We start from the raw sequence: 19,316 nt of genomic DNA on the forward strand, positions 1-19,316 counted from the left end.
GTCAGCTGACTCGGCAAACATTTTGACGGATAAAAGCTTCGAGTTCTCTCTACATCCTCTTTTTGTGCTTTAAACCATCGTGATTATGGTTCTATCTTCGTCATAGAACCACATATTACCGAGAATAGACATGTGTTGTATTCCATATGTCGTTGTAAATCCACATAAATAGTGTATCTATTGAATGATGGTGAGTAAACAACCGAATGCGTAGTTTTTTTGCTCTAAGGGGAGTTTGTTATCTGCTTCTATCAAACCGCGTCCACACTACCCAGAATGTATCCCATCAGTAAACAAGAACATGCTTTGTAGTTTCTTTATTTATATATTTCAATGTATTGTAACCATTTAAAAAGTACTGCTGCATCATCTCTGTCTGTGAGTTATGACATACGAAAAGTATGCTGGCAATGGCAACATGTAACCCAATGACCCTTCTAAAGAATTTTAGCGTTTGAAGCTCACATCAGCAAACAAATCAGTTTTTAAAGGCCTAATAGCTGATTACGTCTCACATGTGCGTCTACAGCTCTGCTACCAGCCCGTTCTTTCGGCTAATCACAAAATGTAAAAAAAATTTACAAATTACCCTTTCAAGAGGTAATGTTATTGTATATGGGATAAGTCTTGATTGTGATTCATGTAACTAACTGAATTTAAATAGGTTAAATTTTATTACAGTCACAGAGTCTTACGTCATCTATCCGGAAGGCTTAGAAGATGCTTACAAAAACATAAGCCATTCTAATGGTTATGTTTTATTAACTCTTTGAGACATTTATGTGGAATAAAACGATAAGCAAAACAGCATGTTCTGAATGGGTTTTACGAAACAGTCTTTACTGGATGACTGCCTATACACGGTGGCGATTGGAAGATGACGATGTAAATTGGCATGTCTCTTTTGATACGTGTAGTGAGGAAATACAGTTCGAATTTGAACGGTTGAGAAACGATTTCCAGCTAAGGGAATCTCTTGATAGCCATACGGGAAGAGTTAGAGCAGCGATTATCAGCAATGTCCTGAAGAGTATTGATGAGAGACTCGCTGGATGAAGCTCATGCCGTTTAACTTCGATAGATTAAATGATGGCAAGGTTTTCATCAGTAATCTGGCTGGTTTCCACCACTTCATTGAGGTTGCAGAGCTTTTCCAGCTATCACGCAACCAATTTCCGATAGAGCGGAATGTATCGGGTAGCCTTGAAAGTAAGCTTTTTATTGCTAATGATGACGCAGTTTCACTGGCTTCTTCTGCGTTAAGTTCTGGTTTAGCTAAAAGAATCATGAATGATTTAGCCATCAGGCCAATCTTCATGATAGTTCCTACACTGAGATGTGATCATACCTGCAAGTATTGTCAGGTTAGCAGAGCAGCAGTTGGAGCAAGTGGCTACGATCTTGACCCGAAACTCATACCTGAAATTGTCAGCGCTATAAAGAAATTGGGAACACCGCCATACAAAATCGAAGTTCAGGGGGGAGAACCACTCCTCAGATTCGATCTTGTGCAAATGATTTATAACGAATGTCAGGTTTCACTCGGCTCCGAAGCTTTTGAAATGGTGATTGCTACAAGTCTGTCGCTCTTAGATGCTTCTGTCATCGAGTGGGTGAGAAGTAGGAACATTACTTTCTCTGTATCTCTTGACGGCAATGAACATATCCACAATAAGAATCGAATCTTCCCTGGAGCAAAAGCTCACTCGAGAGCTATCGCTGGTATGCAACTCATACGTGATGAATTGGGTTCTAATCGTGTTGCTACAGTAACTACCGTAACAAAAGAACTTACCAAAAATCCTGTTTCGATAGTGGAGGCTCATTTGGGCTTAGGTCTTACGGATATGTTTATTAGACCTGTCAGCCCATACGGATTTGCCCAAAAGCAAAGCTTTACCTTTTCGATGCCGGAGTATTTCGAATTTTACAAAAAGTTGATGGAAGAAGTGTTACTTCAGAATCAGAAGGGCATACCTGTCGTTGAGCATTCGGCTGCTATCCATATTAAGAGAATCTTTAATCCTGGCTTCAGTGGCTATGCAGACCTGAAATCGCCAAGCGGAGTGGTTCTGAACTGTATCCTCTTCAATTATGACGGTAAGGTTTACGGTAGCGACGAAAGCCGTATGCTACAGAAAGTGAATCCCGAAGCAGATTTTAGTGCTGGTAACTTTTCTTCCCTGTCGTTCAGTAATAGTGAGTTCTACCGGTCGTCATTAACATCTTCATTTAACTTCGCTATGCCTGGTTGTGACACATGTGCCTATCAGCCTTTCTGTGGTGCAGATCCTTGCCAAAATATCAGTGTTCACGGCGAACCAGTCGGTGACAAGAGCCGGTCTACATTCTGCCAATATCACAAAGGTATGTTCCGTTACCTTCTGAACGAGATATCTCAGGATGGGCCTATGGCCGAGATGCTTAAAGGATGGGCTTATGTCTGAGGTGTTGAGAAACGATATTTTCCGGTTTTCGTCTGAATTGCCAGTTCAGCAGGGATTCTATCGCTTGTGCAAGTTTAAGCCAGAAAACCCCCAGTTCTTCCTCCCAAATTTGCTTGTCACTAAGGCAAAGAGCGATTCACAGCTACCTGCATATTTTACTGACAATATTTTAAGCAAAGAGCTTTTCGATTCGATAGAAGATGGTGACATCGGGATCGTCAATAACGGCAACATGCTCAGGGTGATTTTGTCCCGAAGAGCAAATCATAATACGGTTCTGGTAACTGAAAGGTGCAACAACAGTTGCCTGTTTTGTTCGCAGCCTCCTAAGACTGGAAACGATGATTGGCTACTCAGTCAGTCAGCACTTGCCATTGCCTCTTTCTCTTTGAATGGTGTAGTAGGAGTGAGCGGGGGAGAGCCTCTACTGTATGGTGACGATTTCCTGCACTTTATAGATTTCATCATCGAAAACTCGCCAGGCACTTCTTTGCATGTTTTAACAAATGGTCGGAAGTTTTCAGATGTCAGTTTTACTCGTCAGATGAAAGAACGAAGCGATAAGATAAAAATTACTTTTGGTATCCCACTTTATTCTTCAAGGTCATCAGTTCACGACTATCTGGTTGGAAGTGAGGGGGCATTTGATGAGACAGTCAGAGGGTTAATCAATGCAGGTAACTCAGGGATCAACATTGAACTGAGAGTCATCCCTACACAGGCTAACTATACAGAACTTGATGACATCGTTGAGTTCACTGGCCGCGTGTTCTCCAATATAAACCAAATTTCACTGATGGGGCTGGAATCGATTGGATGGGCCCGCAAGAACTGGTCATCAATCTTCGTTGAGCACGACAGCTATAGCGAGAAAATCCTTTCTGCAGTAGACACTGCTCGCAGGTCAGGAATTCCTCTTACAATCTTTAATTATCCATTGTGCCACCTTCCTAAAAGAGCTTGGGAATTTGCTACGCAGTCCATTTCCGACTGGAAAAATTACTATCCAAAAGAATGTGATGAATGCACTCAGAAGTCTTCCTGTGCTGGATATTTCAGTTCATCAAAAGGCCGTTTTCATCAACCTCCGAGACCTATCAAATGAAAAAATTTAACTTCGCAGCATTACTTCCTGGATTTCTTGCTTTGAATAACTCTGTATGGGCTAGTGACTCAGATATAGGCGCAAGTGATATGCCTGCAATGTCTCTCAACGAGCATGATATGGTAATAGCCCCTCTAAACACAGAGGTGCCATTTTATATAGCGGGTCATCGCAGTCACAGTTCACATCGTAGTCATAGCTCTCATAGATCATCTTCTGGTGGTGGATACTATGGGGGAACCTCTACTCCCTACTATCCGAAAACTTACAGCATACCAAGCTCTTCTTCCCCTTCCAGTTCAGGGAGCAGTTCTCCATCTTCGTCTGTCCGTTCACTTCGCTCTAATGACACTGATACCTCCGCCACTACAAACTCAGCAGGAACCACAGGAGCCAATCGTGCCAGTAATGGGTTGACTTCGGATACAGAAAAACGTAAGCGGTTGATCATGCGAGTGCAGTTCGCGTTACTCGATAAGGGGTTCTATAACGGCAATATAGATGGAAGCATGGGACCTGCGACACGAACTGCTATCAAGAATTATAGAATTGCAAACGGACTCCCCACACCGGCAAGGGAAACCTTGGATACACAGTTGCTAAATTCATTGAATATATTGGCTCGGTAAGACATTTTTATGAACTTGCACACTTACGATTTCACTCTTCCACAATAAAAATACAAAAGGCTATATAATGTCAGTGAGTTATAATATTTACAGAATGCCATGGAAGCTCTTGGCTGAGTTGACTAAGAAAATAACTAAAGAAGGACTTGTTGAGCAAAAAACTATATCGCATAAGGCTTATCAACTTAAGTTTTATTTCTCTGATAAATTAAAAGGGAATGAAGTTTGGTGGTGGGAAGTTTTTAGTGATTTTTTTAACGAAAAAAGTGAAAAGCCACATAATATATTTTATTTTGGTCTGCTAATAGGGTTTAAAGAAAAAGACCCTGAAAATTGTTACCTTATTAGTCTTGGTAAATCGCATTTTTATCTTAGCAAATTTATAGAAGCAGATTTCGGATTAAATGTAGCAATGCGTATAGCTAATGATGAGAACATCTTGCTTAAGAAAAGTAGATTCTTTTGTGGAGGCAAGAGTCAGGAGGCGTCATCATATTCAAAATTTGTGCAAGGATCATATTTTCCTGGTGAATCAATTGAACATCTTAAAACGAAGGCGAAAGAGACTGATAAGTGGGGAAGTAATAACATTACTTTTTCAGACTCAATCCAACTAAGTTTAGATGGAGATCCCACTGCATTGGTTGATGTCTTCGACGATATAGATTCGTCTTTAGCAACTAAGGAAATAATTGAATTTCCTAAATCCGAAAAAATAACTGACGAATTAAAAATAGAAGAGCTTGATAAGTGTCTTCTGAAATCAATTCTCACAGGTGACGCGAATGTTATTATAGATGAAATTCAGTCTTTTGGTGCCTCTATTATAATAAATAACGCTTTGACACACTTTAAGTTGCACACAAAAATTGAGGGGAGTAGTAAGTATGATCAATCAGCAAATAAAGTAAATGATATAAAAATAATAGAGGTAAAGGAATTTTTTGATAAAAACGCCATAAATGATATCAATAAAGTTTATGTTAAAATAACCAATGATGCTAATAATGGTCACACTGCATCATTGAAAGAAATTCTTAGCATTACTTACACTGAAGGAAGCGAGCACTACTTCCTTAAACGAGGGGATTGGAATAAATTTAATGCTGCTTTTATGAAATATCTCTCTAATTCCTTAAAAAATATAACCTTTGAAATTAAAAATGATCTCAAGGAAGTTGAATTCAATACATGGCAATCAATTAAAGCACAGCAAATCGCCCAGGGTAGTTCTAAAGATAAATTGGAATACAGGGAGTATTGGTTCAATGAGAAGATGGCCAATGAAGAAGGCTATAAGCTATTAGACAGACAGCTTACAAAAATCACTTCAATAAGTGAGATAGGTAAAGATTATAATGTCGAAGTTGCAGATCTCTATAAAAATGGGGAGTTAATTGCCGTAAAAATATCTGATAAACCTCATGATCTTATTTATAATATTCAGCAGTCTATAACAACCATACAAACTATACAAAGAGGTTCAATAGAATTTAAAAGCTCCATTACCGATGTTGTGTTATGGATTTCCACTACAAAAAAAATTAAAAATTTAATAGATATTAATTCTATTCAATTTTTATTGGCTATACAAACTTGGAAAGAGATTGTTGAAGGGTTTAATTTAAATCCAAAAATATATTACTCCCATCACGAAAAACCTAAAACCCCAAAAAAAACACAAAAAGCAAAGAAAAAGACAGGAAAAAAAGCGTAGGTTCAAAACTTATTTGTCAGATACTCAGGGGGGGCATTGTAAGTGCTATTTTCTTTAACTATTTATAATAGTTACATACCTATATAAAGAAATATTAAAAGTTAATGTAATAATTGAGTGCAATGTTTAACTTTTCATATCTGACCATTGCTCTATGTAAAAATACTCTGGTATAGTGTAATAGTGATAGAGTTGAATATTTATGATAAGTTAATTCCTTGTCACCTCCGCTTCTATGAAGTTCAGATCTTGACATCTTGTTAAGATTAGCTTTTATTTTTCATCAAAAGGAAATGCTATGACAAAAATAGTAAGTTTCATTAATTTAAAAGGTGGTGTGGGTAAAACTACAACATCGGTGAATATTTCGGCCGTTCTTGCAAAGAAGGGATATAAGGTATTGGTCATTGATTTAGATCCCCAAACGAATGCTACCGTTTCTTTAGTCGATCAAAATAAATGGCAAGAGGTTCATGATGCAGGACAAACGTTATATCATCTTTTCAATGATCGATTGAATGGCACAAATGATTTTGATATTGATACGGCAATATTAAAAAACGTTGGTGGGGTTAAAGGATTAGACCTTTTACCATCCAGCATACACTTCGTTGAAATACAGGATAACATACCTGATATGGATACTAAAGCATATGTTAGTCACGTTGATGTGCTTGGTAATACAATTGAACCCATAAAAGAAGAATACGATTACATTATAATTGATTGCCCTCCTAACTTGGGTGCAATTACATTAAATGGGATATCTATTAGTGATTTTTATATAGTCCCGACAGTTCCTGATATCTTGTCTAAAATCGGTATTAGTTTAATCCTTAACCGGATAGATAATTTTGTCTCTAAAAAAACCGCTTGTAAAATTGTGCTTGGTGGTATTATTTTCACTAAAGTTGATTACCGAACTAACTTGCATAAATCTACAATGCAGGAATTGAGATCTGGTAAATTGGGTAACAGTGTATTTGATAATGAATTCCCACAAAGAATCTCAGTTGCAGAAGCACCTACTGACTCCAGACCGTTTATAACTTCAGCTATTGCTCAGAAAAAACAGGACTTTTATGAGACAAAAGCAATTATTGAAGCAATAACGAATGAATTTATCGAATGTGTTGAGGATTGAATATGGCTCAAATTTCTAAAAAAGATATTATAGCTTTTAGCCGGGTTCTTTCTGAACTTGCCGATTATATTGGTAGAGAACCTGAAGTTCTTTTAGATCTTTTAGCTAAAAGAAATGCTGATAAGCGTCTACAAAATACATCCTTAAAGAAAAATGAATTACAAAAAATAAGTGAAAAAGCTGAATTAATAAACTTGTTTGATGATTTTAAAGGAAAAAGCAAAGAGGCTATTTTTGAAATTTTAACTGAATTTTCAAAGGATGATTTATTGTTTTTAATTAAAAAATTCAATTTGGGGTATACTAGATTCAAATCACAGGAGACAATAGCTGATTATATTGCAGATATAATTAGTAAGCGGAACACTGATGTTTTTATCAACCAAAAATGATGATGCCCTCCTCTTTTTTAAAGAGGAGGGGTGAGAATAAATTCATCATCTCGTTTCAATCAAACCCAATAAATATAAAATCATTAGTGCCAAGCATTAATCTACTTGATTTGTTAGCTAGTCAGGAATATCCGGTAAATTAATTAAAAATACCCACAAAGTTAACATGGATATTTATTTTTAATTTTGATGCTCTCTTTGATTCTGGATAATTAATTCGAACTCTCTAATTTCTGCCACAACATGAGTCATATGATGAGTTGTATCAATGGATACCCAATTCGTCGTATTACCGATAAATTCTTCAAGGGCGCATTCGTTAATTTTTTTGTCACCCCAACTAAATTTAGTTCCTTTATAATGTGGGGACGCAACTAAGATTTTGCTCAAATCTTGCATTTGAGCTCCCTTTTTACCGGTGGCTCGAGAGTAACCTCTTACAACGAAAAGACTGTCATCTATAGTGTATCTAATCTTACCGTTAGTATCAGGTGCAATGATATCATCCCCAATGGAAGGATTTACAATACCATAGTCGCCAAATATTAAATTCAATTCAGGATGGAATTTTTTGAATGCTTTCCATACCTTAACTTCCTTACGGATTACGATACCTTCTGAATTGTGAGTGGGAACCATCCCATTAATGTCACTTGTTATAGAACTTCCAACAATTGATATGAATTTAAAATTATATTTATTCAATGCATCTAAGGCTCTTTGCACTTTTTCATTTAAATCAACAATTGATACTTTTGTTATATCCTCGAAATCTATTACTACTGAGCAATTTTCTGGCATTGCACCCAGAGAGGCCAGGATGTCATCTATTGTTTCAAAGAATGGATCTTCTTCTATCATATCTTCAAAAGCAAATGAGTTTAGCCGAATTATAAAATTAGTTTGGCTTGCTCCTAATTGCTGCAAAGTAGTTGCATACTCATCATCTTCCCATCGGTCATAACCGACAACAGGGATGACATTACACCCAGTATTACTTAGGGCGCTAATAATGTGACTTAAAATATGTTCGCCCGACTCAAGCGAAGAATTAGGCGGCCATCTGCTTATGTCTATTCCCATCGGGAATTTTTGCATTTTTTCTGATAATTTTTTAATGCTGTTATTGAGAAAGAATTCAACAGGGTTTCCGATGCTAGAATATTTTTTTGCTAACTTTTGCTTTTTAGAAAGATATGGTATTTCAAAGATTGGAAGCATATCCTTCATTACTTGAGGATAAGGGAGCATAGACTCGATGGCATCTAACTCGCCTTTCTTAGCTTTTAAAATCGGCATATATTTAGGATACATATAGACACCTCGTCTACCAAATATGATTAGGGAAATGCTTTCTTACTTCACCTTGACCTACCAACTCAGAAAATTGATTGTATTTTCCAGTTTCTCTCCTAATTCTTCCTGCGATTATAGCGGGATGAATTCTTAGCTCTCTTGATAGTTCATCAATCGTTACAGTGCAGGGGTTTAAGTAAGCTGAACTTCGCTTCCAAATGACACGAGGGATGAGAGTATCTCTAGCTATTCGATTCGCTTCGGCCTCCATCTTATCCGTGCTATTTTTGAGTGTTTCAAGATCATCAACAAATGTATTATTAGAGTCTGCATGTTTCCAGATATGGACCACCTCATGCAAGAGCGTAAACCAGAAATTATCCAAGCGATCCTGTCTGAGGGTGAGGGCAATAATTGGTCTACCGTCAATATCCTTCAGCGCAGCCCCATCGACAGCCGTGCCTATTAGACATGGTTCAATAACTACACAAATCCCATTTTTTTCCAGGAATTCTACCGCCAACAAAGGCCCATACTCAGACCAACTTAAATGTGCGATTTCTTTCAAAAAATCTTTGGTTATACAATCTTTTTGAAAGGTAATTTTGAGATTTTTTTCTCTGGCTTTCTGAACGACTCTTGCAATCCATGCATGTAATTTATAAACAGTCGTTGGTGAGTAAGCCTCACCATTGAGTGTGCGCTTAAAGGCTGCTGTAGAATAATTTGCCCCCAAACGTTCAATGAAGTTTTTAACTTTTTCTTCAGTGCTTATCTTCGTTTGAGATGCCATGTTTTCTATCCAACCTTTGGAAAGCATTTCTTTTATAGGAAACTTTGACCAATTTACTTCTTCAACTGGCGAGCGATCTGCATATCCAGTTTCTGTTTCTAAGCCTAATAACGTCTGAGGAGACATTCCTAACCCTATTGATAAGGCTTTAATCATGGCAACAGTTAAAGGTCGTTTCCCGGATAACACCTCAGATACACGGCTTTTAGTTCCAAAATATGGGGTTAAATCTGCCTGACGTAAACCCTGTTCCTCCATTCTGAATTTGATGGCGTCGATAGGATCAACAGGGGTTATTGGATAATTGGCGTTTTCATAATTCTCAATAACAACTGTGAGTAAATCAAGCCGTTCTGATTCTTCAGAACCAGCAGGAAGCTCCAATCTGAGTAATCTCTCAACTTCTGAAAGAGACGCATGATATTGTTCTTCAGTTCGAATCACTCGAACTTCAGTAATTTTACTCATTTAGATACCACTTGGTTAATCACAGCAATGCTCCTTTCAAACTGGAACGTAACTTTTATGCCCTGCGATTTAATGCCACGGACAAAAAACACATAGCATAAATTATCAATCTGTTGTGCTCTGGGGAAAGCATCTAGAACGCACTTAGCATCTTTCCAGTAAGCATTTGTTAGCTCTGTAATCCAAGCGGAAAGCCAAACATCCGTTTCCGAGCTAGTGCCGCTTAGTACTTGAAGCCGTTGCTTGCCGATTAGTCGCATCGATGTTCTCCATTTGGGAACCAGAATAAGTGTGGTGATTCTGAATGTCAATACAATGTTCCCATATGTGGAACTTTGCGATTTCAGCTCTTATATCTTTATGGCTGCTGAAGTTATAGAATCAATGAAAATTTTATTAATTCGAACAAAAAGATGATTTAGATCAAAAGCATGTAGTTGTGCCGCAAAATCATGAGTGAGTAATAAATATCTTATTATCAGTTGTTTATGTTACTTGATTTTTGACAGTTTCCAGTTGGAAAGATAGGTATTTTTTGCGCATAATAGGTTTGTTGTTATGCCGTGAGAACCGACATATCAAGTTGGGATTAGATAGGAATCTGATACATCTTTCACACAAGATAAGTTCTGAATTTGCAATGTTCGATAATAACCAATCGGGACTGATGGTATCAATGATGGTATCCTTCCTGATGTTTTTTACATTAATCCAATGGGATCATAAGGATAGTTGCGATGTTCGAGTCCGGCCTTCGCACCATTAGTACAGCGCGAACAAGAAGCCACCGAAAGGTGGTTTTTTTGTGCCTGCGATTTGGCGCTGCGGGTATTTGTGGCTTAAAGCCAGCCCGATTAGGGCCTTTGATGCTAGCGGTAGCACGTCACCGTGCAGCGACTGCAACAGCGTATTACTGCCATCATGCGTTATGCTGTTCAGAACGATTATATTGATTCTAATCCTGCCAGCGACATGGCTTGGGCATTGGCAATGACCAAAGCCCGGCACTCTCCAGCATCATCCCACATCGGTTTCCTGAGTTCTTTGACCGTCTTGCCGCTTATCGTGATCGTCTGATAACGCGCATTGCAGTAGGACTTTCCTTACTCACCTTTACGTTCTTGTGAACTGTGCTTTGCTCGCTGGCGCAGCTACCGACTTTAACGGTCTTAAAGTCCATCAAACAACTCCTTACCGCCCTACGACATACAGGTTCTGTCCCGAAAGCGATATCGTGGCGCATCACTATCTTGGGATGCTGCCGGCAAAATGAGAGGCGATGTTTTTATAAGCAGGGCCATGCTAAAATTAATAGGAGTTATTAAATGTTATTGAACGAGGTAATCCCTATGGGTTCGCTTACTAAACAGACCATCAGCGCACAGATACCCGTTGAGTTGGCTGCTGCTGTCGAAAATCTGGCTATTGAGTTGGATCGTTCTAAAAGCTGGATTATCAAGGAAGCCTTGACCCGTATGCTGGCCGAAAGTGAACGGCGTCACCAGAGCATCCAGACCGGTCTTGCTGATGTGGATGCCGGTCGTGTAGTGAGTCATTCGGACATGGTGGATTTTGCCAATCGTTTAAAGAAAACCTGATAAATGGAAATATACTGGACGCTTAAAGCTCAGGATGACCTGGAGCGTATCTACCGTTTTGCCCTGCAGTACAGCCGCCAGCATGCCGATGACGTTTTAGACCGTTTGATAATCGGCAGCGCCGGTCTTACGATGCACCCGGCAATCGGTATACAGCAGACTCGATATGAACCTCGGGAAGTTCGAAAAGTGTTATTCGATGACTACGAGGTTCACTACGAACTCCGCGACAATGCCATCTACATCGTGGATCTCTGGCATACAAAAGAAGAACGATGAAGAGATAATTTTTCGTTAACGAGTATGCCTGCATTCTGCCCGCGAGTTTTCCTCATTTTACCCAGACTTATCTTCATCAACGGATTGCTGAACTTCTTAACTTGGTTGGCTTGCCCCCAGGCCCTTGAAATGCCCCTTTTTCCTACGAGGTGCTGGACTAACGAGAAGTGATGCTTATCATGTTATCGAGACTACAGACCCAGAGAGCGTGTTATGCAACATATCATTGAAGGTTTCCTCAGCTTCCAGAAAGAGATTTTCCCTCAGCGTCAGGAGCTCTTCCGCAGCCTTGCCTCCAGCCAGAACCCTAAAGCGCTTTTTATTTCGTGTTCTGACAGCCGCCTGGTACCTGAGCTTGTGACTCAGCAAGAGCCGGGGCAGCTTTTCGTTATCCGTAACGCAGGTAACATCGTTCCTTCCTTTGGCCCGGAACCGGGAGGGGTGTCGGCGACCATCGAATACGCGGTTGTGGCACTGGGCGTTACGGATATCGTGATTTGCGGCCACTCGAACTGCGGCGCCATGAAGGCTATAGCTTCTTGCCAGTGCCTTGACCCGATGCCTGCGGTTGCCCACTGGCTGCACTATGCGGACGCGGCAAAAGCGGTGGTAGAGAAGAAAACGTGGGATAACGAGACCGACAAAGTTAACGCTATGGTTGAAGAGAACGTTATAGCCCAGCTAAATAATATTAAGACTCACCCGTCCGTTGCCGTGGGTCTGCGTAACAACGGCCTGCGTCTGCACGGCTGGGTGTACGACATCGAAAGTGGCGAGATCCGCACGCTGGATAAAAATACGAAGAATTTCGTTTCGCTGGCGGATAACCCCGACGTTTGCTTCGAATAACGTGATGCCTGGCCTTGGCGATGAAATTGAATCCACGCTCCGGCGTGGATTTTTTTTAGGGGTAGAATATATCCGCACTGGATATCTGCAATGAATCCCGGCAGATTTCGCAGTGTACAGATGTGCGGATCGACAATATTGAGACCCGGGCACGGACTAGCGACGCGAAGAGCATCGACGAAGGAATTCACAACGAACTGGATGGCTCCATGTCGCACTTCAATATGGGATTGATGACATAACGTACAGAGATAATTTACCATCGCTATTACATGTGTTTTTTCTCAATGGATGCGGTTTCTCATGGATGAAGGTTTGGTTGTTGCACTATCGCCAGTCCAACTGGCGGCGGTCATTTCAGATAAATCAGTTACAGAAGGCGAGACACTAGAAAGATATAATGGCAAACCTTATTATATATTGACGGCATCCTCAGAATGAAAAAAGCCACAAAAGATGATGATTTTAACCAATTAGATCAACTAATTGGTTGTCACTTCAATCAAGACTATCATTATATCAATGATGGTGAGGATGCTATCGAAGGGATTGTCTATTTTTTCAAAAAGACAGCAAATGAAAAGGATCTCCAAGAATTAAAGAATGAAATAGTTAATTTTATTGATATTTATAATGATAGTCTTGATACAGAATTTGAAAAAAGATATGGCTTTGATTTTTCTCCTTCTTTGTGGGAGACGACAGCTTATGATTTTCTCAGGAGCGTACTAAAAGTAATATCAAATCAGAATTCCTAATCTAAAAAAAATCTGCTTTTCCATGAGTGTGGCAGAAATGGGCATAGAGGTGATCTCATTGAATTTTTTAGCACAATCAGTAGATCACAAAACGCTATGCCTGTCTTTTTTCTGGGGATCCCTCAGACTTAAAGGTGGTTTTTTTGTGCGTGCGATCACATCCTGACAAATTCCCCTCACTTTTCTTTCAAAACAACTCAGCCTGCTCAACCCGCATACACACTGCCGTTGTGGGAGCCAATTGGGGGGGTTCTGATCACTCCCTCAGGCTTATCTTATTGACGTAATGAGTTAAAAAAGAGTTTTATCTCTTCTTCTTTTGATCGGGGAGTTCCAGGATGGAACAGCAACAAGAAGGGATAACGCGGGCGTTAACGCTTGGCGAAGTTAATCTGGCACGTTCGGTGTTTGGCAACTCGATTTTCTATAACAGCGTGCTGGTTCACTGTGACAGCTATCTGCCGTTTGGGTTGCAGAATCAGCTTACCGCGATGAGTCCTAATGGAGAGTTATACTTTCGTAAGGCTTTGTATCGCGATGACTTTACGGTGCAGCATTTGGCGCAGCACCTTTTTATTCATGAGATGGCACATGTTTGGCAGCATCAAAGAGGCATGTGGGTGCGTACCCGAGGGCTTCTCAGTTGGGCGGTGAACTATCAATATCGGCTCGATAAACAATTGCTGAGCCACTACAGTATGGAACAGCAAGCATCGATAATTGCAGATTATTTTTATCTCAAGACGTTTGGTATCAGCGACTTCATCAGGTTATACGGTAGGAATTACGCAGGGATAGTAGACAGCAGTACATTGTCAAAATTTCAACCAATAATCAGAAGTGCAGGGCTACCACTATGAAAAAATTTTTCTTGTTCCTTCTTCCCCTTTTTATCTCTGGTTGTCCAATGGGGGATAAGGTTAACTTACACCCAGCAAAAGCGAAGGCTATAGGTAATAAAATCTGCGTTTTTGTCGATAAAAATGACATGGTAAGAGAAGAGTCTATTCTGAAAGTAGGTATATGGAGATATGGCAATGATAATTATGTCTATGAAAAATCATATGCTAACACGCCTGTAGCGTTGGAACCCGAGATGTGTGTGCCAGGCATCGATGAGTATAATTTTATCCCTGGTGAAGGATATAGCGTTATTGTCAGTACACCTTTGCATCCTTATGAAGCCAGGTTTATCGTGTGGAAAAAAGGACAGGAAATCATGTTGAAGCCGGATTAGATTTCAACAAGATGCTGATGCAGATTATTTTCTCGAGAAGGAAATATTAAAAGCCTACAGTTTTTGAGGGGGCGATAATTGTGGGGGGCTTCGGTTTGCCAAATAGGAATTACATAGGGATAGTGGACAGAAGTACATTGTCAAAATTTTAACCAATACTCGGAAGTGCAGCGCTGCCATTATGAGTAAATACTTATTACTTCTTCTGCCTCTTTTTCTTTCAGGTTGCCCCATGGGGGATAGATTCAACTTATACCCAGCGCAGAGTAAGGTTGTAGATGGCAAAGTTTGCGTTTTTTTTGATGAAAATGAAATAGTAAGAGATGGATCTATTTTAAAGATAGCCGTCTGGAAACATGGTGGTGATGACTACGTTTACGAAAAGTCATACGCCTACAGCCCGCTGGCGTTGGAGGCCGGGAAGTGTGTCCCAGGCATCGGCGAGTTTAATTTTATCGCCGGCGAAGGATACACGGTTCTGGTTAGAACACCTCTGAACTCATATCGTTCCAGCTTTATCGTAGGGGCAAAGGGCGAAAATATTGGGTTGAAGGCGGATTAGATTTCAACGAGGGGATGATGCGAATTATTGTTTTATTGACTTCTGCTTTTTTTCTTTCTGGCTGTATGCATATGAAGGATCCAAGGCCGAAGAACTACGTGGCCAGCGTCACGACTCTTGATAATAAAGTCTGTGTGCTAGTCCAACCCGAAGGGGATGAACGGCTATCTGGCGTTATTATCGAGGAGCTCGGCAATGCCACTCATATCTTTGGCAAGAATTTCACTGATAACAAGATGCCTGCAGTGGCATCGGATAAATGCATTCCTGACTTTAACTACAAATTCGAAGACGGGAAGTCTTACGGGGTTTCGGTGACTTTGCTTTCGCAGGATAAACGACGTAAGGGTATTGAGCCTGCTGCTCGAGTGTTTGGGGCTGGGTTTGGTGTGCGCAATGATAATGGGGTAATTGAAGTGACTCCTACGAACTAGATGCCTGTGATTGTTAGATAAGTTTTTTCAGTCATGGATTTTATTCATTTTGACGATTACAAGGACGTTTTATGAAGAAATGTTTTTTATTAGTACTCCCATTTTTTATCTCAGGATGCCCTATGGGGGATAGAGTCTATTGGGAGCCAGCTCAGGCGACGGTTGCAGGAAATAAAATTTGCGTGTTTGTAGGTGAGAATGACTTACGGAAAGATGAGTCTATTTTAAAGGTTAGTATATGGAATGATGGTAACGATAGCTATGTCTACGAAAAGTCATACGTTAATAACCCTATAAAGATTGAGGCCGGTAAGTGTATTCCCGATATTGGTGATTTTAATTTTGTTCCTGGAGGAGGATATAGCATTAGCGTTAGAACACCACTGCATACTTATATGACGGATTTTATTGTTTGGAAGAGTGGGGAGGAGGTTATGTTAGGGTGGTATTAGTAGCGTGAATTTATATAATTAAATCAGTGATATATTAATATAAAAGGAGTTTGCGATGGGGTTAATTAATGATGTGGTTAGTCCTTTTTTAGAGTTGTTGGGGGGATTGCAGTCCAGTGGAGAGTTATCGCAATGGCAGGTGTTTTTCACTTTTATTTCTTCAGTTCTTTTACTTGTTGTTTTCTTAAGAATTAAAACGATTGTCGGTTTTATGAAGGGGATTAAAAATAGTCGATTGGGCGAACTAAAGTGCCTATATCGTTTCTTAGATAAGGATAGTATTGAGGCCAGGTGCATTAATATAGAAATAAATAAAATAGTTAGATACCGTGTGTGTGGCGTTAGTGATGTTGCCACACAAAACTTGATTTTTAAATTGTCAGATAAGAATAGCGATATAATATCGCCTTCTTTTTTTAAAAAATATCGCCTTTGGATAGAAAATAATGACGGGGTTCTGATTTTTAAACAGGGTGCTATGTATTGGATTGAGTGTGCTATTTTTGCTGTTTTTGCATTGCAGTATATTGCTCTTGCTTTTTTGTTCTTTTTCATTTCTATCTATTTGGGTGATGCGTTAGTATTATGGAAGCATATCTTGATTTATACGATGGCAATAATTCTTATTGTTATGTTCGGCTCGTTTTGGGAAATGGTGCCAACGCGTAAAGAATGTCATCTTTTGAAAGATGTACTGGGGAAGCAGTTTGAAGACGCGTGTAGCGAACCTGAACTCGTGGATAAGCCCACCCTATAGCTAAAGCGTGCCATTAGTTATCGTACGAGCAAGAATCCGTCTCAAGGTGATTTTTGCTCATCCCCATTTTTATTTATCTACATTCAATACGTTACGCCAATTTATCCGCGGTAGAGGATACTGCCGTTTCTATCCTCTCTAGAGGATAATATTTGCTTTATCCGTTATAGGGGATAATACTCATTTCATCCGCTTGGGAGGATAAAATGAAAATCACCTCGGCAAAGATGTTGGCGCATGCGCTACGTAATGAACGTAAAAAGCGTAACCAAAGCCAAAGCAAAACTGCTGACAGCATTGGGTTAAAGCAGGCCACGGTTTCCGCGTTTGAAAACAACCCGGACGGCACGCGGCTGGAGACGTTATTCAAACTGCTTGCTGCGCTGGATTTAGAGCTACAAGTGACTCCGCGCGGCAAGCCGGTCGATCCCAAAACCTGGGATCAGGAGTGGTGAGGGTGGACAAGCTACGTGTGGCGCTGAATGGTACTGTTGTAGGGACGCTGGAAAAGCATGCGGGCGGCGCGATGTCGTTTGTTTACCACGAGGAGTGGCTGGCACAAGCCGGTGCGCGCGCCATATCGTTATCCCTGCCGCTACAACCAGAACCGTTTCGCGGTGACGTGGTGTATAACTTTTTCGACAACCTGTTGCCGGACAGCGAGTTTATTCGCAGCCGCCTACAGGCGCGTTTTAGAACGGCAACCAAACAGCCTTTTGATCTGCTTTCCAGCATTGGCAGCGACTGCGTGGGGGCGATCCAGCTTTACCCTGAACATGCCGATATGGCCCCGGTAAAGCAAGTGAACGCCGTGCCTGTGAGTGACGAAGAAATAGAGCAACTTCTGCTGGGGTACCGCGAGGCGCCGTTGGGCATGGTGGCGGGTACGGATGATTTCCGGATCTCTCTGGCGGGTGCGCAGGAAAAGACCGCGCTGCTTTGGTTCGGCAATCAGTGGTATCGGCCACAGGGGAGTACGCCAACCAGCCACATTATAAAACTGCCCATTGGGCATATCGCGCATAACAATCTGGATCTCAGCGAAAGCTGTGAGAACGAGTGGTTATGTTTGCGCATTGCAGAACAGTTTGGCCTGCCGGTAGCGCAGGCTGAGTTGGCGCGTTTTGGTGAACAAAAGGTTCTGATTGTTGAACGCTTTGACCGGCGTTGGGCGCGGGATAACAGCTGGTTGATTCGTTTGCCGCAGGAGGATTTCTGCCAGGCGTTAGGCATTGCCCCTGCGCTGAAATATGAGGCTGATGGTGGGCCCGGTATTGCGGCTGCGATGCAATTGTTAATGGGTTCTCAACAGCCATTACTCGATCGAGACACCTTCTTTAAAAGCCAAATCGTCTTCTGGATGCTGGCGGCCATTGATGGGCATGCCAAAAACTTTAGCCTGTTCATTGAGCAGGAAACGGCCTATCGAATGACTCCACTTTATGATGTGCTCTCGGGTTACCCATTCATGCATGCCCGTGGCATTGCACCACAGAAAACCAAAATGGCCATGGCGGCGATTGGGAAGGGCCGCCATTACCGTTGGAGCCAGATCTTGCCTCGGCACTTTATCTCTACCGCGAGAGCGGTGGGGTATTCCGAAGAGAAAACGCTACAGGTGATGGCTGATCTGAAAGCGCAAACGGAGCAGGCGATCGCTAATGTGGAAGCAATGCTGCCGGACGAGTTTCCCCGTTCTGTGAGTGATGCGATTTTTTCTGGGGTTCGGCGGCAGGCCGAGAGGTTGCTGGGGTAGGGGAGATTGTTTGTTATTGAATGGCGTAAAAATCAAGACACCCGTGTTAGGTGTCTTTTTTATATCTGCCATTTAGATTTTTGCTATCACATCAAAAGCGTGTGCTTGGACAGTCACGGCTGATAAACACGGCCTTCCTGTATCTGCAACAAGTGGCTGTTTGCCTGTTCGCTAAGTTCTAGCAAGGCAGCTATGCCTTCCTCGTCATTTGTCGTTTTTCACGCAGTTGTAAGGCTGGCGTAGAATGAGTCAACACAGAAGGACAGGAGGTAAGAAGTACATTTTCCTGTATGAAAAATCATACTCACCATATATGCACGCCCAATTTGAAACAGGTTAGCTAGGTTTCCTGGAGAATAAGGGTAAATACTGCCGCTGACTGGCACGACGCTTGGATGGGTCTAGTGCAATGCGTAGTTGCGCTTGTAACAGGTTGTTTTCGGTGGCTGCTTTCGCCTATATGGGCTGACGCAAGATTTTATCGACGTCCTCTACCACTTTGAGCGTACACGATTTCGGGTCACAGCTATTATAATGCTGAGATTTCTTCCGATACCAAACTGGAAGTTTTTTGGTTCTTCTTCGCCATGTTCTTGAGTCGAGCTTTTGGTTTGTTAAGGCAAATTAGATGAATGTCTCCGAA

The 19,316-nt window shown here is 41.1% G+C and carries 21 protein-coding genes and 2 pseudogenes; 21 read left to right on the plus strand and 2 right to left on the minus strand.

All coding sequences use genetic code 11. The annotated features are described in order from the left end of the window. Positions 1-780: 780 nt before the first annotated feature. The 7 genes from hxsD to SPL01S_RS18555 all read left to right on the plus strand — a co-directional run bounded on the left by hxsD (position 781) and on the right by SPL01S_RS18555 (position 7,434). Entirely contained in the window at positions 781-1,056 is a 276-nt protein-coding gene (gene hxsD, locus SPL01S_RS24800) for a His-Xaa-Ser system protein HxsD (protein ID WP_073972072.1), read from the plus strand. Further along, positions 1,053-2,447, plus strand: coding sequence for a His-Xaa-Ser system radical SAM maturase HxsB (hxsB, locus tag SPL01S_RS18535; RefSeq protein WP_063202050.1), 1,395 nt, complete (start codon positions 1,053-1,055; stop codon positions 2,445-2,447). Before hxsD ends, hxsB begins: the two co-directional genes overlap by 4 nt. Further along, positions 2,440-3,552: a His-Xaa-Ser system radical SAM maturase HxsC gene (hxsC, locus tag SPL01S_RS18540; protein ID WP_063202053.1), complete on the plus strand. Its 1,113-nt coding sequence runs from the start codon at positions 2,440-2,442 to the stop codon at positions 3,550-3,552. The genes hxsB and hxsC overlap by 8 nt, the downstream gene beginning before the upstream one ends. Then, complete coding sequence (gene hxsA, locus SPL01S_RS24805; RefSeq protein ID WP_073972073.1) at positions 3,549-4,181, plus strand: His-Xaa-Ser repeat protein HxsA; 633 nt, start codon at positions 3,549-3,551, stop codon at positions 4,179-4,181. The genes hxsC and hxsA overlap by 4 nt, the downstream gene beginning before the upstream one ends. Positions 4,182-4,248: 67 nt before the next feature. Beyond that, a complete protein-coding gene (locus tag SPL01S_RS18545) occupies positions 4,249-5,898 on the plus strand; it encodes a DUF6119 family protein (protein WP_063202056.1) in 1,650 nt (549 codons plus the stop codon). A 298-nt stretch (positions 5,899-6,196) separates the two neighbouring features. After that, positions 6,197-7,042, plus strand: coding sequence for a ParA family protein (locus SPL01S_RS18550; protein ID WP_063202059.1), 846 nt, complete (start codon positions 6,197-6,199; stop codon positions 7,040-7,042). A 2-nt stretch (positions 7,043-7,044) separates the two neighbouring features. Then, positions 7,045-7,434 (plus strand): hypothetical protein, encoded by a 390-nt coding sequence (locus SPL01S_RS18555; RefSeq protein ID WP_063202061.1) that lies wholly within the window; start codon positions 7,045-7,047, stop codon positions 7,432-7,434. Between the two features lie 180 nt (positions 7,435-7,614). On the opposite strand, the gene SPL01S_RS18560 is transcribed toward SPL01S_RS18555, so the two are convergent. Both SPL01S_RS18560 and SPL01S_RS18565 read right to left on the minus strand, forming a co-directional pair. Then, positions 7,615-8,748, minus strand: a complete 1,134-nt coding sequence (locus SPL01S_RS18560; RefSeq protein WP_063202064.1) for a beta family protein — start codon at positions 8,746-8,748, stop codon at positions 7,615-7,617. A gap of 13 nt (positions 8,749-8,761) precedes the next feature. After that, the gene (locus SPL01S_RS18565) at positions 8,762-9,991 is read right to left on the minus strand and encodes an ImmA/IrrE family metallo-endopeptidase (protein ID WP_063202067.1); all 1,230 of its coding nucleotides are present in this window, start codon (positions 9,989-9,991) and stop codon (positions 8,762-8,764) included. An 847-nt stretch (positions 9,992-10,838) separates the two neighbouring features. On the opposite strand from SPL01S_RS18565, the pseudogene SPL01S_RS24810 reads away from it, so the two are divergent. From SPL01S_RS24810 to SPL01S_RS18630, 14 genes and pseudogenes are all read left to right on the plus strand, one after another. After that, positions 10,839-11,146: pseudogene (locus tag SPL01S_RS24810) on the plus strand (tyrosine-type recombinase/integrase); the annotation flags it as partial. Positions 11,147-11,340: 194 nt separating this feature from the next. Beyond that, positions 11,341-11,589 carry a CopG family ribbon-helix-helix protein gene (locus SPL01S_RS18575; RefSeq protein WP_063202252.1) on the plus strand — a complete coding sequence of 83 codons (249 nt, stop codon included), beginning with the start codon at positions 11,341-11,343 and terminating at the stop codon, positions 11,587-11,589. A 3-nt stretch (positions 11,590-11,592) separates the two neighbouring features. Beyond that, positions 11,593-11,868 (plus strand): type II toxin-antitoxin system RelE/ParE family toxin, encoded by a 276-nt coding sequence (locus SPL01S_RS18580; protein ID WP_063202072.1) that lies wholly within the window; start codon positions 11,593-11,595, stop codon positions 11,866-11,868. Between the two features lie 213 nt (positions 11,869-12,081). Continuing rightward, positions 12,082-12,717, plus strand: a complete 636-nt coding sequence (locus SPL01S_RS18585; protein WP_013811336.1) for a carbonic anhydrase — start codon at positions 12,082-12,084, stop codon at positions 12,715-12,717. Between the two features lie 303 nt (positions 12,718-13,020). Next, positions 13,021-13,107: pseudogene (locus SPL01S_RS25880) on the plus strand (RNase A-like domain-containing protein); the annotation flags it as partial. Between the two features lie 47 nt (positions 13,108-13,154). Then, entirely contained in the window at positions 13,155-13,475 is a 321-nt protein-coding gene (locus SPL01S_RS18590; protein ID WP_063202076.1) for a contact-dependent growth inhibition system immunity protein, read from the plus strand. Between the two features lie 338 nt (positions 13,476-13,813). Then, the gene (locus SPL01S_RS18595; RefSeq protein WP_063202080.1) at positions 13,814-14,335 is read left to right on the plus strand and encodes a hypothetical protein; all 522 of its coding nucleotides are present in this window, start codon (positions 13,814-13,816) and stop codon (positions 14,333-14,335) included. Continuing rightward, positions 14,332-14,712: a putative T6SS immunity periplasmic lipoprotein gene (locus SPL01S_RS18600; protein WP_063202083.1), complete on the plus strand. Its 381-nt coding sequence runs from the start codon at positions 14,332-14,334 to the stop codon at positions 14,710-14,712. Before SPL01S_RS18595 ends, SPL01S_RS18600 begins: the two co-directional genes overlap by 4 nt. 181 nt (positions 14,713-14,893) lie before the next feature. Then, positions 14,894-15,274, plus strand: coding sequence for a putative T6SS immunity periplasmic lipoprotein (locus SPL01S_RS18605; protein ID WP_073972074.1), 381 nt, complete (start codon positions 14,894-14,896; stop codon positions 15,272-15,274). Positions 15,275-15,288: 14 nt separating this feature from the next. After that, a complete protein-coding gene (locus SPL01S_RS18610) occupies positions 15,289-15,708 on the plus strand; it encodes a putative T6SS immunity periplasmic lipoprotein (RefSeq protein ID WP_063202090.1) in 420 nt (139 codons plus the stop codon). Positions 15,709-15,779: 71 nt separating this feature from the next. Then, positions 15,780-16,160, plus strand: a complete 381-nt coding sequence (locus SPL01S_RS18615; RefSeq protein ID WP_073972075.1) for a putative T6SS immunity periplasmic lipoprotein — start codon at positions 15,780-15,782, stop codon at positions 16,158-16,160. A 55-nt stretch (positions 16,161-16,215) separates the two neighbouring features. Then, the gene (locus SPL01S_RS18620) at positions 16,216-16,917 is read left to right on the plus strand and encodes a hypothetical protein (protein ID WP_063202097.1); all 702 of its coding nucleotides are present in this window, start codon (positions 16,216-16,218) and stop codon (positions 16,915-16,917) included. Positions 16,918-17,123: 206 nt separating this feature from the next. Beyond that, positions 17,124-17,372: a helix-turn-helix domain-containing protein gene (locus tag SPL01S_RS18625; protein WP_004953056.1), complete on the plus strand. Its 249-nt coding sequence runs from the start codon at positions 17,124-17,126 to the stop codon at positions 17,370-17,372. 2 nt (positions 17,373-17,374) lie between these two features. After that, on the plus strand, positions 17,375-18,673 hold the full coding sequence (locus SPL01S_RS18630) for a type II toxin-antitoxin system HipA family toxin (RefSeq protein WP_063202100.1): 1,299 nt from the start codon (positions 17,375-17,377) through the stop codon (positions 18,671-18,673). Positions 18,674-19,316 lie beyond the last annotated feature (643 nt).

It is taken from the genome of Serratia plymuthica NBRC 102599, from assembly GCF_001590925.1.
GTDB classification, from domain to species: Bacteria; Pseudomonadota; Gammaproteobacteria; order Enterobacterales; family Enterobacteriaceae; genus Serratia; species Serratia plymuthica.